This window comes from Rhizobium sp. BE258, assembly GCF_031457345.1.
GTDB lineage: Bacteria > Pseudomonadota > Alphaproteobacteria > Rhizobiales > Rhizobiaceae > Rhizobium.
The window spans coordinates 131,339-147,575 of sequence record NZ_JAVDWL010000002.1 but is presented as its reverse complement, the minus strand read 5'-3'; the positions used below and the strand labels follow the sequence as shown (position 1 = coordinate 147,575).

Here is a 16,237-nt window from a genome sequence, read left to right as displayed (position 1 = left end):
CAACTGCAGCCAAAACTCACGCACACCTTGAAAGCCGTGGCAGCTCGTAGCGTGTCGGCTGCGGCGCCGGGAAGGTTGACGGGAGATCGGCGAGTTCGCGCTGAGACATCGCGGCAATCGCGCGATCGGCGGCCGGCTCGTTGATCTCCCGTTCGTGCTTGGAGTCTCTGTCGCTCCAGAAAAACTTCAGCAATGACATGGCTTGCCTCACTTTCTCTATTGCCGGCTTCTCACGATAGCATGCTTGGGAGGCGCTGCTCATGTTGAGATCCGGTAGAAGTTATGCCCCGAGTATCAACCCCATCTGTCCTCATTTCAATTGAGTTTACCCGCAGTTCGCTATAGAAAAACTATATGAGAAACCTGAATTCCGTTCATCTGAATGGCCTGCGCGCGCTGGAGGCAGTTGGCCGTCTCGGCTCGCTGCAGTCGGCGGCCGATGAGCTCGGTGTCTCCGTTGGTGCCGTCAGCCAGCAGGTGATCAAGGCCGAGGCGCAGCTGGATCAGTTGATCTTCGAGCGCACGCCGAAGGGCATGGTAGTGACAGAGGCCGGTGCGCCGGTGCTGGCGGCGCTGAGCGAAGGGCTGTCGCGCCTCTCCGAAGCCGTGTCGATGGCGCAGAAGACGGACGAAACGACGCTGACCATTTCGGTGGCGCCGGTCTTTGCTGCGCGATGGCTGGTCTACCGCATCGATCGCTTTGCCGAGCAGTTCCCCGATATCAACCTGCGGATCGACGCCACGACCAAGCTCGTCAATCCGGCGGCCTCGGATGTCGATCTCGGTATCCGCGTCGGCAATGGCCAGTGGCCCGGCGTCAGGGCCGAATTGCTGCTGGAGCAGGAGGTGTTTCCCGTCTGCGCGCCACGGATCGCCGAAGGCCTTCGCGACCCGCGCGATATCCTGGAGGTTCCGGCCATCATCGACGGCAAGGCGATGTTCACCTGGGAAGTCTGGATGCGTGAAGCGGGTCTCTCGGGCTCGACACTGACGACGCGCCATGTCTTCAACGACGCCTCGCTCTGCCTCGATGCCGCCATGGCCGGGCAGGGCGTCATGCTCGCCTGGCAGACGCTGGCGGGCTATTCGCTGCAGGCCGGGCAGCTGGTCGCCCCGTTCGGCATCCGCGCCAGGACCGGCTTCGGCCACTATTTCATCACTGCGGAAGGAACGCGCGAACCGAAAAAGGTTCGCGCCTTCAAGGATTGGATCCGCTCTGAAATGCGGGAAACACTGGCGCTGTTTGCCTGATCAGACAGGCTCGTTGGTGCGCCCGGCCTGCATCTTCAGGTAAGCCGGCCGCGACTGGCAGCGCTTGATCCAGGCGTCGATGTTCGGGCGCGCATCGAAGAGCGCCTGCTCGCTCTGCGCATAGCGCAGCACTTCGGCGACGTTGAGGTCAGCGGCCGTGAAGCGATCAGCCGCAATCCATTCCCGCCCGGTAAGATGCAGTTCGAGCACGTCGAGCGGCCGCTTCAGCTGGCGTGATGCGACCGCGATCACCGACTTGCCGCCTTCGGTTTTCTCCAGCGCATTGTCATAGGTCTTGACGAGCTGGAAGGTTTGCACCTCGACCTCGGATGCGGCCCAGATGGTCCACATGTTGATCAGCGCATCTTCCTCCAGCGTCTTCGGCGCCAGCGGGCCGCCATGCTTCTTGGCGAGATATTCCGTGATCGCCAGCGACTCGTGCATGACAAGATCGCCGTCCTTGATGCTCGGGATCAGTGCCATCGGATTGATGGCGAGAAATTCTGGCGAGCGCGTGTTCAGCGGTGCGCCCGCCGCTGCCGGGTCGGCAAGCATGTAGGACTGCAGCACCGGGATGTATTCGAATGGAATGCCGAGCTCCTCGGCCATCCAATAGACGCGCGATGCGCGGGAGCGGTAAACGCCGTAGATCTTCAGCATGTCGATGTCCCCTGATTTGCTGCCGCGAAACTACGGTTGCCCCGGCGCGCCGGGAAGGGGGTGCCCCTGATGAATCGATGAAAGTTTGTGATCGATGTCAGAGGACGCGATTGCGCTCGACCGTCAGATGCGGATAGGCGCTGCCGCCTGATTTCGTCAGATCGCCCGAAACCTTCTTTTCCCAGGCATAACCGAACACAGCCCCGTCTTTCATGGCTTCGAAGATGTTGTCGGCGATCACCGCCGTTCCCGCACCATCCGCTACCGACACCGCGCAGCCAACGGCCGATTGCCGGATGACGTTTCCGGTGACCACCAGATTGCGCAAGTATGGTCCCCAGCCGAGCTGCAGGGCCCAGTAGGGCGCGCCCTCGATGACGTTGCCCGAGATGACCGTATCCGCCTCGGCGGCAATGCCGGTGCCGAAAGCGACGTCGGGCTTGTAGGGACCGTCGAGCGTCAGATTGCGCACCACGTTGCCGGTGACGCTGACCAGCCGGCCGCCTTCGTTGAAATTGGCGATCGAGATGCCGTTCGCCGCGCCATCGACGAGATTGCCGGACACGACGGCGCCCTGAAACGCGAATTCGACATAGATGGCCGTTTCGCCGGAGCGCAGGCACTGGTTGTTGCTGATCTGCACGTTGTCGCCGGAATTGGCGCGGACCGCGGTGAAGGCGCAGTCGGAAATATGATTGTTGGCGATCATCGCCCCGCCGGCCCGGAACACGTTGATGCCGTTGCCGTTCTCGCCGGTTCCGCCGTCATCGGCGCGGATGCGGCTGATCCGGTTGCCCGTCACCACGCTGTTGTCCTCGCCCTTGTCGTATCGGTGCACGAGAATGCCGCCATTGCCGCAATCGCTAACGGTATTGCCGTCGATGGTCAGCCCCGTCGAATTGACGGCGAAGATGCCTGCCTGCCCGGCGCCGGAAAAGCGCGAGCGCTCAACCCGCCCGGCGCAGCCTTCCAGTCTCAGGCCATGCTTGGCCCCGCCGCGGAATTCGCAATTGTCGATCGAGAGCGCGCTGATCCCGGTCAGCTGCACCATCCCGCCGTTCAGCTCGCCGCTGGTGCCGCCGTCGCTCTCGATGACGATGCCTGACAGTTCGATGCGCGTGGCAGCCGCGGCTGAATTCACCGATCCCCGGTGCAGGATGCGTGAGGCGCCGGATACGCCTGTTATCCGCGTCCCGTCGGGCAACGCCAGGTTTGCCGCCTTGTAGGTGCCGGGCGGCAGGTAGAGCGGTGTGCCGCTTCTCGCCGCCTCGTCGATCATCGCCTGCAGGCTGCCCTTCGGCAGGCTTGAAGCGTCGAGTGCGCCGCGCAGCGCTGGCGCTTTGCTGGCCGCCGAGGCGCGGCTTGTGGAAATCAGGGCAAGGCTGGATACGAAGAGACCAAGTATAGCCCGGCGGTTGTACATGTCAGACCTTTCGCGCGTTGCCCCTGAAACAGATATCGGCGCATTGGCGCATGCCTGCTTTTGGCACAAAAACCTTGCGCTGTAGTAACCGGGGCGCCGGATGCCAAACTCTTGCGGGTAATTATTTGGCGCCCGTTCACCTTTCCATTTAAGCAAGCCGAAGGAAATCCCGGTTAGCTTGCCCATAGTTTCAATTGTCACTTTTCAAGCGCACCGGCGCCAGGCCGGCCGGAGTGTCGTCATGAATGAAATGAGTGCCACGCAATGGCAGTCTGACGGCGAGCTGGCAGAAGAGACGAGGCGGCTGGTCGCTGCGACGGAAACCATGATGGCCGCCAACGCCCGCCATCACTCTGATGGCATCGAGAACCTGCGTCTCAAGGCGATCGTCCACGAACTTCCCGATTTTCTCTACGTCAAGGATCGCGACAGCCGTTTCGTCTTTGCCAATGCCGTCGTTGCCCGCAGCCACAATTTCGACAATGCCGCCGACATCGCCGGCAAGCGCGACTTCGATCTCTTCGATTTCGATCTCGCCCGCAAATACTTCGATGTCGAGCAGGAGATCATGTCGACGGGCGTCCCGGCACTGGACATGGAGGAAATCATTCCCGTGGCCGGCGGCAAGCCCATGTGCCGCCTGACTTCGAAGATCCCGCTTCGCAACGACCGCGGCGAGGTTGTCGGCCTGATCGGCGTCTCGCGTGATATTACCGAGCGCAAGCGCCAGGAAGACCTCCGCCGCGGCCAGTCGGCGCTCCTGGAAATGATCGCCCGTAACGAGCCGCTGGAAATGATCCTGGAAGCACTGGTGCTGCTGGTCGAGGCGGAGCTTGACGGGATTGCCGGCTCGATCCTGCTTCTCGATCGTGATGGTACGCGTCTCCTGCACGGTGCTGCACCCAGCATGCCCGGCGCCTATAGCAGGCTGATCGACGGCACCCCGATCGGCCCCAAGGTCGGCTCCTGCGGCACGGCCGCCTGGCGCGGCAAGCCGGTCATCGTCTCCGATGTTACTATTGATCCGCTCTGGGAGGATTTCCGTGGCGTGGCCGCCGAATTCGGTCTTCGTTCATGCTGGTCGGCACCGGTTCTGACCTCGCAGAACAATGTGCTCGGCACCTTCGCGCTCTATTCGAATACTGTCCGTGAGCCGACCGCTCACGAGATGGAGATGGTGGCGCTCGCTACCCACATCGCCGGCATCGCCATCGAGCGCAAGCGCGGCGACGAACGCATCTATTTCATGGCCCATCACGACGATCTGACCGGCCTGCCGAACCGTGCCTTCCTGAAGGAGCGCATGGCCAAGACGCTGTTTCAGGCCGGGCGCAACAACCGCAAGGTCACCGTCGCCTATATCGACCTCGATAATTTCAAGGACATCAACGACAGCCGCGGCCATGCCGCAGGCGACGAGGTGCTGAAGGAACTGGCCGCGCGCATGGCCAATTGCGTCCGCGCCTCCGACATGGTTGTCCGCCTCGGCGGCGATGAATTTCTCGTCGTGCTCGTCCACCAGTCCAGCCACGACGCCGGTATCCTGCGCCGCCTTCGGGAGCTGCAGAAGGCGATCACCCGGCCGGTATCGCTGGACGGCGAGGAGTTGCTGGTCACCAGCAGCATCGGTGTCGCAGCCTTTCCCTCAGGCGGCAGCACGCCGGAAGAGCTGCTCGCCAATGCCGATCAGGCGATGTACCGCGCCAAGGAACTCGGCCGCAACACGCTGCAATATCATAGCGGCGACGGTGAAAACGCCGTCGATATTCCTCTCAGCGAAGAAGAGGAGCTGCGTCAGGCGATCGTCGGCGATCAGCTGCGTCTGCATTATCAGCTGCAGGTCGAGGTTGCCTCTGGCCGAACCGCCGGGCTGGAGGCGCTGGTGCGCTGGCAGCATCCGCAGCGCGGCTTGGTGCCGCCCGGCAATTTCATCCCGCTCGCCGAAGAAACCGGGCTGATCATCCAGCTTGGTCTCTGGGTTCTGAACGAGGCCTGTCGCCAGGCCCGCGACTGGCAGGATCAGGGGTTGAACCCAGTCACCGTCGCCGTCAACGTTTCGGCCAGGCAGTTCGCCGATCCCGACTTTGCCTGCCATGTCCATGAGGCGCTCGAGCGCCACCGCCTCGATCCGCGCTGGCTGGAGCTCGAACTGACGGAGAGCACCGTCATGCAGGATGTCGACAAGGCACTCGGCATCATGGCGCGCCTGCACCGGCTGGGCGTACGCCTGTCGATCGACGATTTCGGCTCCGGCTATTCCAGCCTCGCGGCCCTGAAGACCTTCCCCTTCGATCGCCTGAAGATGGACCGCTCGCTGGTGGAAGCGCTCCCGGCCGACAAGACCGCCGTCGCCATCGCCTCCGCCGTCATCTCGCTCGCCAAGACCCTGAAGCTCACGGTCGTCGCCGAAGGTGTCGAAAGCGACGCCCAGCTGGAATTCCTGCGCTGGGCCAAATGCGAGGAAGCACAGGGCTATAGGTTCGCCAAGCCGCTGCCTGTCGATGAGGTGGTGAAGCTCTTGAAATAGGCGGCATCCGGCCAATTTCTGCCTGCCTCTGGCTCTTCGCATCATTCCCGCTATCTTCAAGTGGATGATGCGACCCGACGCCTTGCTGTATCCGGCCCCCGAAGGCCTTTTCTGCCCGGAGGGCGGATTCTATATCGATCCGGTCAGGCCGGTCGATCGGGCGCTCGTCACCCATGGACATTCCGATCACGCACGGCCCGGCCACCGCCATGTGCTGGCGACGCGCCAGACGCTCGATATCATGCGGCTGCGCTATGGCGACGATTTCGCCGGCAGCGAGCAGGCCGCCGCCTTCGGCGAAGAGATCGATGTCAACGGCGTCAAGGTGAGCTTCCATCCGGCCGGGCATGTGCTCGGATCGGCGCAGATCGCCGTCGAGAAGAACGGCACTCGCATCGTTGCCTCCGGTGACTACAAGCGCCGTCCGGACCCGACCTGCGCCCCCTACGAGCCGGTGCCCTGCGACGTCTTCATCACCGAGGCGACCTTCGGTCTTCCCGTTTTCCACCACCCCGATCCGATGGACGAGATCCGCAAGGTCTTCGCCTCGCTCCGCCAATTTCCCGAGCGCACCCATCTGATCGGCGCCTATGCGCTCGGCAAGGCGCAGCGCGTCATCCGCCTGTTGCGCGATGCCGGATATGATCAACCCATCTATATCCACGGCGCCATGGAGCGGCTCTGCGACTATTACCAAGGGCAGGGGATCGACCTCGGCGAACTGCTTCCCGCCACCGTCGAAGGCCGCGACAAGTCCGCCTTCAAGGGCGCCATCGTCGTCGGCCCGTCTTCTGCCTTCGCCGACCGCTGGGCGCGCCGCTTCCACGAACCGCTCCCGGCCTTCGCTTCGGGCTGGATGATGGTGCGCCAGCGCGCCAAGCAAAACGGCGTCGAACTGCCGCTCGTCATCTCCGACCATTGCGACTGGCCGGAACTGACCGAAACGATCACAGAGCTGCACCCTGCGGAAGTCTGGGTGACGCATGGGCGCGAGGAGGCGCTGGTGCGCTGGTGCGAGTTGCAGGGCGTGAAAGCCCGGCCGCTGCATCTGGTGGGCTATGAGGATGAGGGGGATTGATGGGGGAAAGTGCTGGTCAAGAAAACCCCTCCCCAACCCCTCCCCACAAGGGGGAGGGGCTACGACGCCGCGCCCTCTGCGCGCATCGTGACGCCTCCGAATGTGGAACACCTGTCTTTATCCGCCGCAAGGAGCCGCAGGTTAGTCCCTCCCCCTTGTGGGGAGGGGTTGGGGAGGGGTTTTCTTCACAGGTGGGAGCCCGCCCATGAAACCCTTCGCCGACCTCCTCGATCGCCTGGTCCTCACCCCCAGCCGCAACGGCAAGCTCAAACTCCTCACCGACTATTTTCGAGACACGCCGGATCCCGACCGCGGCTACGGTCTCGCCGCCATCGCCGGCACGCTGGAGGGTCGTAACGTCAAGCCCGCCATGCTCCGCGAACTGGTGCTGGAGCGCATGGACGAGGTGCTTTTCCGCTATTCCTACGACTATGTTGGCGATCTCGCCGAAACCATTTCGCTCGTCTGGGACAACGAAAAGGACATCGAACGCTCCGCGCTCGCCCAGCCGCATCTCGGCGAGGTGATCAGCCAGATGAATGCGCTCGGCCGCACCGAAGTCCGCAGCTATGTCCGCGATCTCCTCGACCGGCTGGACTCTTCCGGCCGCTTCGCCTTCATCAAGCTCGCCACCGGCGCCCTGCGCATCGGCGTCTCGGCCCGCCTCGCCAAACAGGCGCTCGCAGAGCTTGGGGCAAAGGACGTCACCGAGATCGAGACGCTCTGGCATGGTCTGGAGCCACCCTACGAGTCCCTTTTCGAATGGCTGGAGGGCAGGGGCGGCAAGCCGATCCTGGCAACGCCGGCGATCTTCCATTCCGTCATGCTCGCCAATCCCGTCGAAGAAGGCGACCTCGCCAATCTCGACCCCAAGCATTACGCCGCGGAATGGAAATGGGACGGCATCCGCGTGCAGCTCTCCCGCTCTGGTGACACGCGAAAGATCTATTCCCGCTCCGGCGACGATATTTCCGGCGCCTTCCCTGATATTCTCGACGCGATCAGCTTCAACGGCGTGGTCGATGGCGAACTCTTGGTCGGCGGCACGGCGCGTTCCAACAATCCGACCCGCACCTTCTCCGACCTGCAGCAGCGGCTGAACCGCAAGACTGTCTCGGGCAAGATGCTAGAGGAATACCCGGCCTTCATCCGCGCCTACGACCTGCTCTTCGATGGCGAGGAGGATGTGCGTGGCAGCGTCTACACCGAGCGCCGGGATCGCCTCTCCGAGATCATCGAACAGGCGCCGCACGACCGGTTCGACCTCTCGCCGCTGGTTGATTTCACGACCTGGGACGAGCTCGACGAGTTGCGCTCCACGCCGCCCGATCCCGTCATCGAAGGCGTGATGATCAAGCGCCGCGACAGTATCTACCAGGCTGGCCGCATGAAGGGCCCCTGGTTCAAGTGGAAGCGCAATCCCTACAATGTCGATGCCGTGCTGATGTACGCGCAGCGCGGCCACGGCAAGCGCTCCAGCTATTATTCCGATTTCACCTTCGGCGTCTGGGCCGAGATGCCCGATGGCGAGCAGCTGGTACCCGTCGGCAAGGCCTATTTCGGCTTCACCGACCAGGAACTCGAAGTGCTGGACAAGTTCGTGCGCAACAACACGACCGAACGTTTCGGCCCCGTCCGCGCCGTCCGCGCCGATAAGGAGTTCGGCTTCGTCGTCGAGGTCGCCTTCGAGGGAATCAACCGTTCGACCCGCCACAAATCCGGCGTCGCCATGCGCTTCCCGCGCATTTCGCGCCTGCGTCCGGACAAGCCGAGTTATGAGGCTGACCGGCTCGAAACGCTGGTGGCGATGATCGATGCGAAGGCGGCGGAATAGCGGCTGTGCGCAAAATGCCGCAGGATCACATTTTCAACACAATGTGTATTGGCCGCAACAGAGTTTGCAGGCACATTTTGAGAGCCGGGTACATAGAGTGCTGAACAATGACCGATGACCAGAATGCCTTCTTCCGTCAGCGCCGCTCGGTTCTTGCGGGTCTTGCTGGAAGCCTGCTGCTGCCGGGGATGGCCCGCGCTTTCGATGTTCCCCTGAAACCGAAGCTGATCGCGCACGACTACGCCAAGGTCCGCACTCATTTCCGCACCAAGCTGCTGCAGAAGGGACCGGCCCCGGACAAATACGAGAACCTCGTTGCCCCCGCAGATGGCGATCAGATTTTCTACCGCTCGGGCGCCGGCAGCGAACTTGAGCTCGTCGCCTGGGTCAGCAAATACAAGCGCACCCGCCAGCCGAAACCGGCTGTGCTCTTCCTCCACGGCGGCAACGCCATGGGCATGGGCCACTGGAACCTGATGAAGCCCTATATGGATGCCGGTTTTGTGGTGATGATGCCGTCGGTGCGCGGTGAGAACGGCCAGATGGGCAATTTCTCCGGCTTCTACGACGAGGTGGATGACGTGCTCGCCGCCGCCGATCGCATGGCGCATCTGCCGGGCGTCGATCAGAATCGCCTCTTCATCGCCGGCCACAGCATCGGCGGCACGCTGACCATGCTGGCGTCGATGTCCACCCACAAGTTCCGCGCCGCAGCCCCGATCTCGGGCAATCCGGATGCCTTCCGCTTCTTCAATCGCTATCCGCAGGACATCCGTTTCGACGACAGCAACGAGCGTGAATTCGAGGTTCGCACGGCGCTCTGCTATGCCGAAAGCTTCAAATGCCCGCTGCGCGTCATGCACGGCACCGAGGAAGACCACTTCAACGACCGCGCCGACCTGCTCGCCCGCCGCGCGCGCCGCGCCGGTATCCGCATCGAAACCGATACGGTGGCCGGCAACCACACCTCGGCACTCCCCGCCGAGATCGCCCAGAGCATCCATTTCTTCCAGGGCGTGGCAGCGTAAGGGCACCCCGACACCAGCTTCACGCCAGCCGCAAATGCCATCCTCCCGGCAGATATGTTTCTCTGCCGATTTCGATAAGGGTGGATTTATGGAATTCTTGCGCCGGGTGCTCCCTCTTGCCGGGCTTGTTGTTGCTGCCATGTCTCTTGCCGGCTGCAACGTGCTGATCCCCGATACCGGCGCAACCGATCCTGTCCGTTTCGTCCAGGAGACCGCGCCGGTCTTCTATCAGCCGGGCACCAATCCCAATCGCGTCCGGCCGATCGATGCGCCGGTGCCGCAGCGGCCCGGCGTTCCGGCTACGATCTACAATCAGAGCTACGGCATCCCCGGCCGGACCTTGGGCGCCGCCGATCCGGGCGTCACCTACGGCATCCCAAGTGCTGCATCCAGCCGGACTTACGGCCTGCCGGTCAGCAATCCGGTCAGCGTCGCGATGTATGCCGAAAAGCAGGATGGCGATTTCCGGCTGCCGGCAATTCCCGTCAGCCGCGTCAGTTCCGAGTACCTGCGCCAGGAAGTCGACTATCCGAGCAACGAAAAGCCCGGGACCATCGTCGTCGATACCCGGACCAAGCACCTCTATCTCATCGAGCCCAATGGCAAGGCCATGCGCTACGGCGTCGGTCTCGGCCGCGAGGGCTATGCCTGGTCGGGCCGCGGCGTGATCCAGTGGAAGCAGAAATGGCCGCGCTGGACGCCGCCCGATGAAATGGTTCAGCGCCAGCCGGACGTACGCTCCTTCTCCGCCGAGAACGGCGGCATGAACCCCGGCCTCGGCAATCCGCTCGGCGCCCGCGCCATGTATATCTTCCATGACGGCAAGGATACGCTCTACCGTATCCACGGCACGCCCGAATGGCAGTCGATCGGCAAGGCCACCTCGTCGGGCTGCGTGCGCATGCTGAACCAGGATGTCGTCGATCTCTACGACCGGGTTTCCGCCAAGGCTGAGATCGTTGTGATGTAGCAGCGCAACAGCGCCACCGATATCGTGCGCTCACTGCTGGACAAGACTTCGTGAAGCTATGGTTTATTTAGCTGGGGCCGATAGATTTCTGAGAGACGTTCATTGCGTCGAATGAATCAAACGGGGACCGGCCTGCCGTTACGGGCCGGTTCCGCGTCAGAAGGAAGTCCCTCCCAGGCCATGAGCTTCGAAAACCCCATTTCCCGCCGCAGCTTTCTGTCTTTCTCGGCATTGACCGCGGCCTCCGCGCTTGCCGGCTGCGCATCCACATCCAGCGCCCCGGGCGTTCAGCCCGTAGCCTTCCGCGTTCCCAGGCTCTTCCAGACGACGCCGGCTCCCACCGATGCCGAACTGGAAGTCATGTATGGCCCGATCGAAGACGGTGGCTTCCTGATCCCGCCGGTGCCCTACAAGCAGATCGATCCGCGCTTCTACCGCCAGCAGGTCATCGACCCCACTGGCCAGGCGCCAGGCACGATCGTCGTCGATACGCCCTCGCGTTTCCTCTATGTCGTTCAGCCGGGTGGCACGGCGATGCGCTACGGCGTCGGTATCGGCCGCGAGGGCTTTGCCTGGTCTGGCAACGGCGTCATCCAGTGGAAGCAGAAATGGCCGCGCTGGAAGCCACCGAATGAGATGGTCGCCCGCCAGCCGGAGCTCACCAAATATTCGATCGCCAATGGCGGTATGGAGCCGGGCCTCAAGAACCCGCTCGGCGCCCGCGCGCTCTACATCTTCTCCAATGGCGAAGACTCGCTCTACCGCCTGCACGGCAATCCCGACTGGCGTTCGATCGGCAAGGCCGTATCCTCCGGCTGCGTCCGCCTGCTGAACCAGGACATCATCGACCTCTACGACCGCGTTCCCCAGAAGAGCCCGATCGTCGTCTGGCAGTAGGCCAAACGGTCGACGCGCAAGCGCAAAGCTGGCGCGATATACTTGAAAAGGCACCCCACAAGGGTGCCTTTTTCTTTTGGCCGCACCCACATCTCCCTCATTCCTGTGCCTATCACAGGAATCCAGCCACCGCGCGTCCGCGCGGTGAATGACTCATTTGCCTTTTGAAGAAGTCTCCCGCGCCCCATGACTGTGGCGCACTGGATATCTGTGACGGGCACAGGAATGAGGGTGGTCTGATGACGCCGCGCCTACAAAAAAGCTCCCAAAACGGGAGCTTTTTCAATCGTTCGCCTCAACCACCCGAACGTAACGGCCCGAGATTGAGCGATGCGCTTTTATATGCCGGGCGCGGCGTCGGCAGGACGACGCGGGTTGGCGGGGTCAGCACATCGGCGGCGGGCTGCAGCGATGGTGGCTGTAGGGTCTGGGGCGCCGGCTGTGCCTGGAATTGCATCTGCATCTGCGATGCCTGCGGCAGCGACCCTGTGGAGGCGGGCTGGACGGCCAAGGCGGGTGCAGCCTCGCCCGGCATAGCGGCTGGGACCGGGCCAGTTTCCGGCAGCAGGATTTCGAACGGCGCCGGCGAATCCGGATCGGCGGAAGCAACCTGCGTATAGGCGACCTGTGTCGAGGATGGCTGCGGCGCGCCGACGGCGGGGGCTGCAGGGGCAGGCTGCGCCGCAGCAGTGTACTGCTCGACGCCGGCGAACTGGACGGCGCCGGAGCGCTGGTCGTTCGCGACGTAATTCATCGCCACTTCATAGGACGGCATCGGGGCGGGCGTCTGCAATTCGCCGTCGCGGCCACGCTTCTCGTAGAAGACGTTGCCGCCGGCAGCCGTCACGTAGTGCATGTTGCCGTAGGGGAATTTCAGGCCTTCGGTGTGGAAGAACATCGCTTCCTTGACGCCCGGATGGCGCGCGCCGCGCAGGATGTCGTCGGCGGCGGCATCAAGCTGCGGCTCGGCAACCGGCTCGACCGTTCGGGTGAGGACGCCGGGTGCGAACTGCTTCTTCTGTCCGACGACGCCGCAGATGGAATCGGAATAGGCCTGCGAGGTCAGCCGGTTCATGACGACGGTGCCGACGGCGAGATAGCCATTGCGATCCGAATGCTCGGACTCGAAATACATCGCGCGCTTCAGGCACTCGCGGTCCTTGGCGGTGTAATTATAGGTGACCTTGCCTGGAGTGGCGGCAACGGTCTTCGCCTTTGGCGTCGCTTTGGCATCGAGCGCATCCGGCTCGTTGGCCGTGCTGCAACCCGTGACGGCCAGTCCTGCGATGAAAATCGCGGAGATGGTTTTGCCCCTCAACGGCAGTGCCTCCCAGTTTTTTCGGTCCAGCCCCAAATCACTCGGCGAGACTTTGTACCTCACGTTACCGATTATGCCAAACACATTTCGTGAACGGCCATTTAACCCAGCTTGGCAAAGAAGTGGTTAAGCCGCTGCTTTCGAGATGCTCATCGTGCATCCGGATGCCTCAAGCGCTGCCGATGCGACCTCGATGAACAGTTTGCGCAACCACACGGCGCGCCCGTCCGCCTGGTCGACGCGGCGGTAGAGCATGGTCACGGGATCGGCCGGAAGGTCGAAGGGGAGGCGCGAGATCGACAGCCCATGCAGCTGCGCCATGCAGCGGGCAATGGCCTCCGGAACGGTGGCAATCGCCGGCATCGCCTTCAGTGCGGTCGGCAGCGCCGAGAAGCGCGGCACGCTGGCGGCAATCGTCCGCTTCTGGCCGATCCGCGTCAGGGCGAGATCCAGATTGGTGGCCGTATCGCCGCTTTCGTAGGAGATGACGATATGTGGATTGCCGGTGAAATCGGCGAGCCCGAGCGGCGCCTTCAGGCGCAGCTGTAACGGGTCATAGATCGACATCGAGCATTGTTCGAAAAGCGGTTCACGGACATGCCAGGAGGCGGGCTCGTCGTGGACGGCGACGCTGAAGTCGAAAGCGCCGTCATCGAGCAGCCGGGTTGCCTCGCGCTTTTCGGATGCGACGCCGATCAGTTTTGCATTCGGCGCCAACTGCCGCAGGCGCGCGGCCAGCGGTCCGAAGAAGGCGGTCTCGAGATTGTCGCACATGCTGATGCGGAATTCGCCTTCGTAAAGCGCCGGGTCGAAGGCATCAGGCGGGCGGATGGCCTTTTCGATGCAGGTCAGCGCCTCCTCGACGGCAGGCGCGATGGCAAGTGCGCGCGGCGTCGGCTGCAAACCGCGCCCGACGCGCACGAAAAGCTCATCGCCGAGCGCCTCGCGCAGCCGCTTCAACGCTGCCGAAAGACCCGGCTGCCCGAGCAGCAGCCGCTCGGCAGCGCGGCTGACATTGCGCTCCTGCATCAGCACCGAGAAGGCGACGAGCAGGTTCAGGTCGATCTTTCGAAGGGTCGTATCATTTATCATCGTCAGTAATACCTGGCATGGGTACTATCAATTTGCAATAGGATGAGGACATGTACATTTTCTCGTTCCCTGCCGCTTTCTCCCAAACCGCGGCAGCCGAAAGGAACGATTTCGATGACACTCTCCCAATCCAGAAGCGCGGCAGGGCTGGCATTGCTGCTGCTCTGTGCCGCCAATTTCCTCGATGCAATGGACGTCTCGACCATCGGCGTCGCATTGCCCGCTATCCAGGCTGAACTCGGGATGCCTGCCACCTCGCTGCAATGGGCCGTCAGCGCCTATGTGCTGGGCTATGGCGGCTTCCTGCTTCTTGGCGGCCGTGTTGCCGATGTCTTCGGTCACCGCCGCGTCTTCCTGTGGTCGCTTGCCGTCTTCGCGGCCGCCAGCATTGCCGGCGGCTTCGTGGATAGCGGTCCGACCCTGATCGCCGCCCGCCTGATCAAGGGCATCGCCGCCGCCTTCACCGCGCCGGCAGCACTCGCCCTGCTGCTCTCCGTCTTCGGCGAGGGAGCGGCGCGCGCCAAGGCGCTCGGTGTCTTTGCCTCGACGGGGGCAACCGGCTTCGTGCTCGGCATGGTGCTCGGCGGTGCCGCCACCATCATCAGCTGGCGGGCAACGCTGGTCATGGGCGCGCCGGTCGCCATCCTCGCCCTGATCGCCGCGCCCTATGTTCTGCCGCGCGACGTCAAGCTCGGCGGCAAGCGTCCGTCCTTCGACTGGGCCGGAGCGCTGACCATCACGCCCGGCCTGCTGCTCTTCGTCTTCGGCATCACCAATGCCGCCGCCGAGGGCTGGAACGCCCTGCCGACCTGGGGTTCCCTGGTGGCCGCGGTGCTGCTGATCGGCCTCTTTCTGGTGGTCGAATCCCGGCATCACGATCCGATGGTGCCGCTCGGTATCTTCCGCAAGGCGAAGCTCAGCCATGCCAACCTGCTGGCGGCGTTGTTCCAGGGCGTCTATGTCGGCTTCCAGTTCATCGCCACGCTCTATTATCAGGATGAACTCGGCTGGTCGGCTTTCGTCACGGGCTTCTGCTTCGCCTTCGGCGGCGTCTGCGTCATGTTCCTCGCACCGCGCTTCGCAACCATCGCGCAGAACCGCGGCACGACGGGCCTGATGACGCTGGGTGTCGCGCTGCAGGCATCGAGCTATATCTTCTGGGTGCTGGCCGCCGGCCATGTCAATCCGGTGCTGCTCGTCGCCCTGTCGCAGATTCCGCTCGGCGTCGGCTATGCTATGACCTACCCGTCGGTGCAGGTCGCGGCTCTCGCGGATGTCGAGGAAGACAAGTCGGGTCTCGCCTCGGGCCTGCTCTTCGCCGCCTTCCAGATCGGCGGCGGCATTGTTCTCGCGGCCGCCTCCGCCATCTTCAGCGCCGCGCCGTCGATGGGCTACGACGCCTACACCGCAGGCGTCACCTTCGTCGCCATCCTCTCAGTGCTGGTGGTCCTCTTCGCAGCACTAGGCCCGCGCGGTTCGCGCGCTTCGGCCCCGGCTGCCTATCAGGCCGCCGAGTAGTGCACTCCGGCCCGCGCCATTGGCGCGGGTCTCCCTATGCTGCCGATCTGACCGGATCGATCGCCTGCAGCTCGCGTGTCAGGCTCTCGCTGGACGAGACGAGATCGAAGGTGACCTGCATGTTCATGAACCACTTCGGATCGACATTCAGATATTTGCCAAGCCGCAACGCCATAGGCGCCGTGATGTTGAGGCCGCCGTGGCAGACCCGATTGAGCTGACTGCGCGCAATGCCGGTCGCCTTGGCGGCGGCATAAACACTGATGCCCATAGGCTCCAGGAATTCTTCCTTGAGCACGATCCCCGGGTGGGGAAGAGGAATTTCTCTCGCCATGTCAGGGTTCCTTTCTAGTGATAGTCCGTAAATTCGACATTCATTGCATCGCCATCAGCCCACTCGAAGCAGATGCGCCACTGATCATTCACTCGGATCGAATATTGGCCTTGCCGATTTCCAGTTAGCGCTTCCAGCCGGTTGCCAGGCGGTACCCTGAGGTCGTCAAGTCTTGTCACCGTATCGATCAGGAATAGCTTTCGGACAGCACGAGACGCCACATCCGCGGGTATGCGCCTCGGGCGCTTCCCTCTGTAAAGAGCTTCGGTGTCGCTATCCTTGAAGCTTGTGATCATCAAATAGAACG

The 16,237-nt window shown here is 63.1% G+C and carries 15 protein-coding genes; 8 read left to right on the top strand and 7 right to left on the bottom strand.

Translation table 11 applies throughout. The features are described 5' to 3' along the window. Positions 1–16: 16 nt before the first annotated feature. Positions 17–262, bottom strand: a complete 246-nt coding sequence (locus J2X43_RS05915; protein ID WP_310291700.1) for a hypothetical protein — start codon at positions 260–262, stop codon at positions 17–19. Between the two features lie 92 nt (positions 263–354). Here J2X43_RS05915 and J2X43_RS05910 point away from each other — a divergent pair, with 92 nt between their 5' ends. Further along, positions 355–1,251, top strand: a complete 897-nt coding sequence (locus J2X43_RS05910; RefSeq protein ID WP_310291697.1) for a LysR substrate-binding domain-containing protein — start codon at positions 355–357, stop codon at positions 1,249–1,251. On the opposite strand, the gene J2X43_RS05905 is transcribed toward J2X43_RS05910, so the two are convergent. Beyond that, complete coding sequence (locus J2X43_RS05905; protein ID WP_310291694.1) at positions 1,252–1,911, bottom strand: glutathione S-transferase family protein; 660 nt, start codon at positions 1,909–1,911, stop codon at positions 1,252–1,254. Positions 1,912–2,008: 97 nt separating this feature from the next. Continuing rightward, positions 2,009–3,334 carry a TIGR03808 family TAT-translocated repetitive protein gene (locus tag J2X43_RS05900; RefSeq protein WP_310291691.1) on the bottom strand — a complete coding sequence of 442 codons (1,326 nt, stop codon included), beginning with the start codon at positions 3,332–3,334 and terminating at the stop codon, positions 2,009–2,011. Between the two features lie 241 nt (positions 3,335–3,575). Here J2X43_RS05900 and J2X43_RS05895 point away from each other — a divergent pair, with 241 nt between their 5' ends. The 6 genes from J2X43_RS05895 to J2X43_RS05870 all read left to right on the top strand — a co-directional run bounded on the left by J2X43_RS05895 (position 3,576) and on the right by J2X43_RS05870 (position 11,668). Further along, the gene (locus J2X43_RS05895; protein ID WP_310291687.1) at positions 3,576–5,861 is read left to right on the top strand and encodes an EAL domain-containing protein; all 2,286 of its coding nucleotides are present in this window, start codon (positions 3,576–3,578) and stop codon (positions 5,859–5,861) included. A 67-nt stretch (positions 5,862–5,928) separates the two neighbouring features. After that, positions 5,929–6,939: a ligase-associated DNA damage response exonuclease gene (locus J2X43_RS05890; RefSeq protein WP_310291684.1), complete on the top strand. Its 1,011-nt coding sequence runs from the start codon at positions 5,929–5,931 to the stop codon at positions 6,937–6,939. A 205-nt stretch (positions 6,940–7,144) separates the two neighbouring features. After that, positions 7,145–8,773: a cisplatin damage response ATP-dependent DNA ligase gene (locus J2X43_RS05885; protein ID WP_310291681.1), complete on the top strand. Its 1,629-nt coding sequence runs from the start codon at positions 7,145–7,147 to the stop codon at positions 8,771–8,773. A gap of 107 nt (positions 8,774–8,880) precedes the next feature. Further along, the gene (locus J2X43_RS05880; protein ID WP_112386364.1) at positions 8,881–9,801 is read left to right on the top strand and encodes a S9 family peptidase; all 921 of its coding nucleotides are present in this window, start codon (positions 8,881–8,883) and stop codon (positions 9,799–9,801) included. Between the two features lie 88 nt (positions 9,802–9,889). Continuing rightward, positions 9,890–10,771 (top strand): L,D-transpeptidase, encoded by an 882-nt coding sequence (locus tag J2X43_RS05875; protein ID WP_310291678.1) that lies wholly within the window; start codon positions 9,890–9,892, stop codon positions 10,769–10,771. Between the two features lie 180 nt (positions 10,772–10,951). After that, complete coding sequence (locus J2X43_RS05870) at positions 10,952–11,668, top strand: L,D-transpeptidase (protein ID WP_112386362.1); 717 nt, start codon at positions 10,952–10,954, stop codon at positions 11,666–11,668. Positions 11,669–11,963: 295 nt separating this feature from the next. Here J2X43_RS05870 and J2X43_RS05865 read toward each other — a convergent pair whose 3' ends face one another. Both J2X43_RS05865 and J2X43_RS05860 read right to left on the bottom strand, forming a co-directional pair. Beyond that, on the bottom strand, positions 11,964–12,992 hold the full coding sequence (locus J2X43_RS05865) for a cell wall hydrolase (protein WP_405049576.1): 1,029 nt from the start codon (positions 12,990–12,992) through the stop codon (positions 11,964–11,966). A 120-nt stretch (positions 12,993–13,112) separates the two neighbouring features. After that, entirely contained in the window at positions 13,113–14,078 is a 966-nt protein-coding gene (locus tag J2X43_RS05860; protein ID WP_310291672.1) for a LysR family transcriptional regulator, read from the bottom strand. Positions 14,079–14,192: 114 nt separating this feature from the next. Between J2X43_RS05860 and J2X43_RS05855 the strand changes: the two genes are divergently transcribed. Then, positions 14,193–15,596, top strand: a complete 1,404-nt coding sequence (locus J2X43_RS05855; protein ID WP_310291669.1) for an MFS transporter — start codon at positions 14,193–14,195, stop codon at positions 15,594–15,596. Positions 15,597–15,630: 34 nt separating this feature from the next. Here J2X43_RS05855 and J2X43_RS05850 read toward each other — a convergent pair whose 3' ends face one another. After that, positions 15,631–15,930 (bottom strand): HigA family addiction module antitoxin, encoded by a 300-nt coding sequence (locus tag J2X43_RS05850; RefSeq protein WP_112517320.1) that lies wholly within the window; start codon positions 15,928–15,930, stop codon positions 15,631–15,633. 14 nt (positions 15,931–15,944) lie between these two features. After that, complete coding sequence (locus J2X43_RS05845; protein ID WP_310291665.1) at positions 15,945–16,226, bottom strand: type II toxin-antitoxin system RelE/ParE family toxin; 282 nt, start codon at positions 16,224–16,226, stop codon at positions 15,945–15,947. Between the last annotated feature and the right edge of the window lie 11 nt (positions 16,227–16,237).

Coding starts and splice junctions, on each gene's coding strand:
- J2X43_RS05890 (WP_310291684.1), top strand. CDS start 5,929: ATGCGACCCGACGCCTTGCTGTATCCGGCCCCCGAAGGCCTTTTCTGC.
- J2X43_RS05860 (WP_310291672.1), bottom strand. CDS start 14,078: ATGATAAATGATACGACCCTTCGAAAGATCGACCTGAACCTGCTCGTC.
- J2X43_RS05885 (WP_310291681.1), top strand. CDS start 7,145: ATGAAACCCTTCGCCGACCTCCTCGATCGCCTGGTCCTCACCCCCAGC.
- J2X43_RS05875 (WP_310291678.1), top strand. CDS start 9,890: ATGGAATTCTTGCGCCGGGTGCTCCCTCTTGCCGGGCTTGTTGTTGCT.
- J2X43_RS05915 (WP_310291700.1), bottom strand. CDS start 262: ATGAGCAGCGCCTCCCAAGCATGCTATCGTGAGAAGCCGGCAATAGAG.
- J2X43_RS05845 (WP_310291665.1), bottom strand. CDS start 16,226: ATGATCACAAGCTTCAAGGATAGCGACACCGAAGCTCTTTACAGAGGG.
- J2X43_RS05910 (WP_310291697.1), top strand. CDS start 355: ATGAGAAACCTGAATTCCGTTCATCTGAATGGCCTGCGCGCGCTGGAG.
- J2X43_RS05850 (WP_112517320.1), bottom strand. CDS start 15,930: ATGGCGAGAGAAATTCCTCTTCCCCACCCGGGGATCGTGCTCAAGGAA.
- J2X43_RS05895 (WP_310291687.1), top strand. CDS start 3,576: ATGAATGAAATGAGTGCCACGCAATGGCAGTCTGACGGCGAGCTGGCA.
- J2X43_RS05855 (WP_310291669.1), top strand. CDS start 14,193: ATGACACTCTCCCAATCCAGAAGCGCGGCAGGGCTGGCATTGCTGCTG.
- J2X43_RS05870 (WP_112386362.1), top strand. CDS start 10,952: ATGAGCTTCGAAAACCCCATTTCCCGCCGCAGCTTTCTGTCTTTCTCG.
- J2X43_RS05880 (WP_112386364.1), top strand. CDS start 8,881: ATGACCGATGACCAGAATGCCTTCTTCCGTCAGCGCCGCTCGGTTCTT.
- J2X43_RS05905 (WP_310291694.1), bottom strand. CDS start 1,911: ATGCTGAAGATCTACGGCGTTTACCGCTCCCGCGCATCGCGCGTCTAT.
- J2X43_RS05900 (WP_310291691.1), bottom strand. CDS start 3,334: ATGTACAACCGCCGGGCTATACTTGGTCTCTTCGTATCCAGCCTTGCC.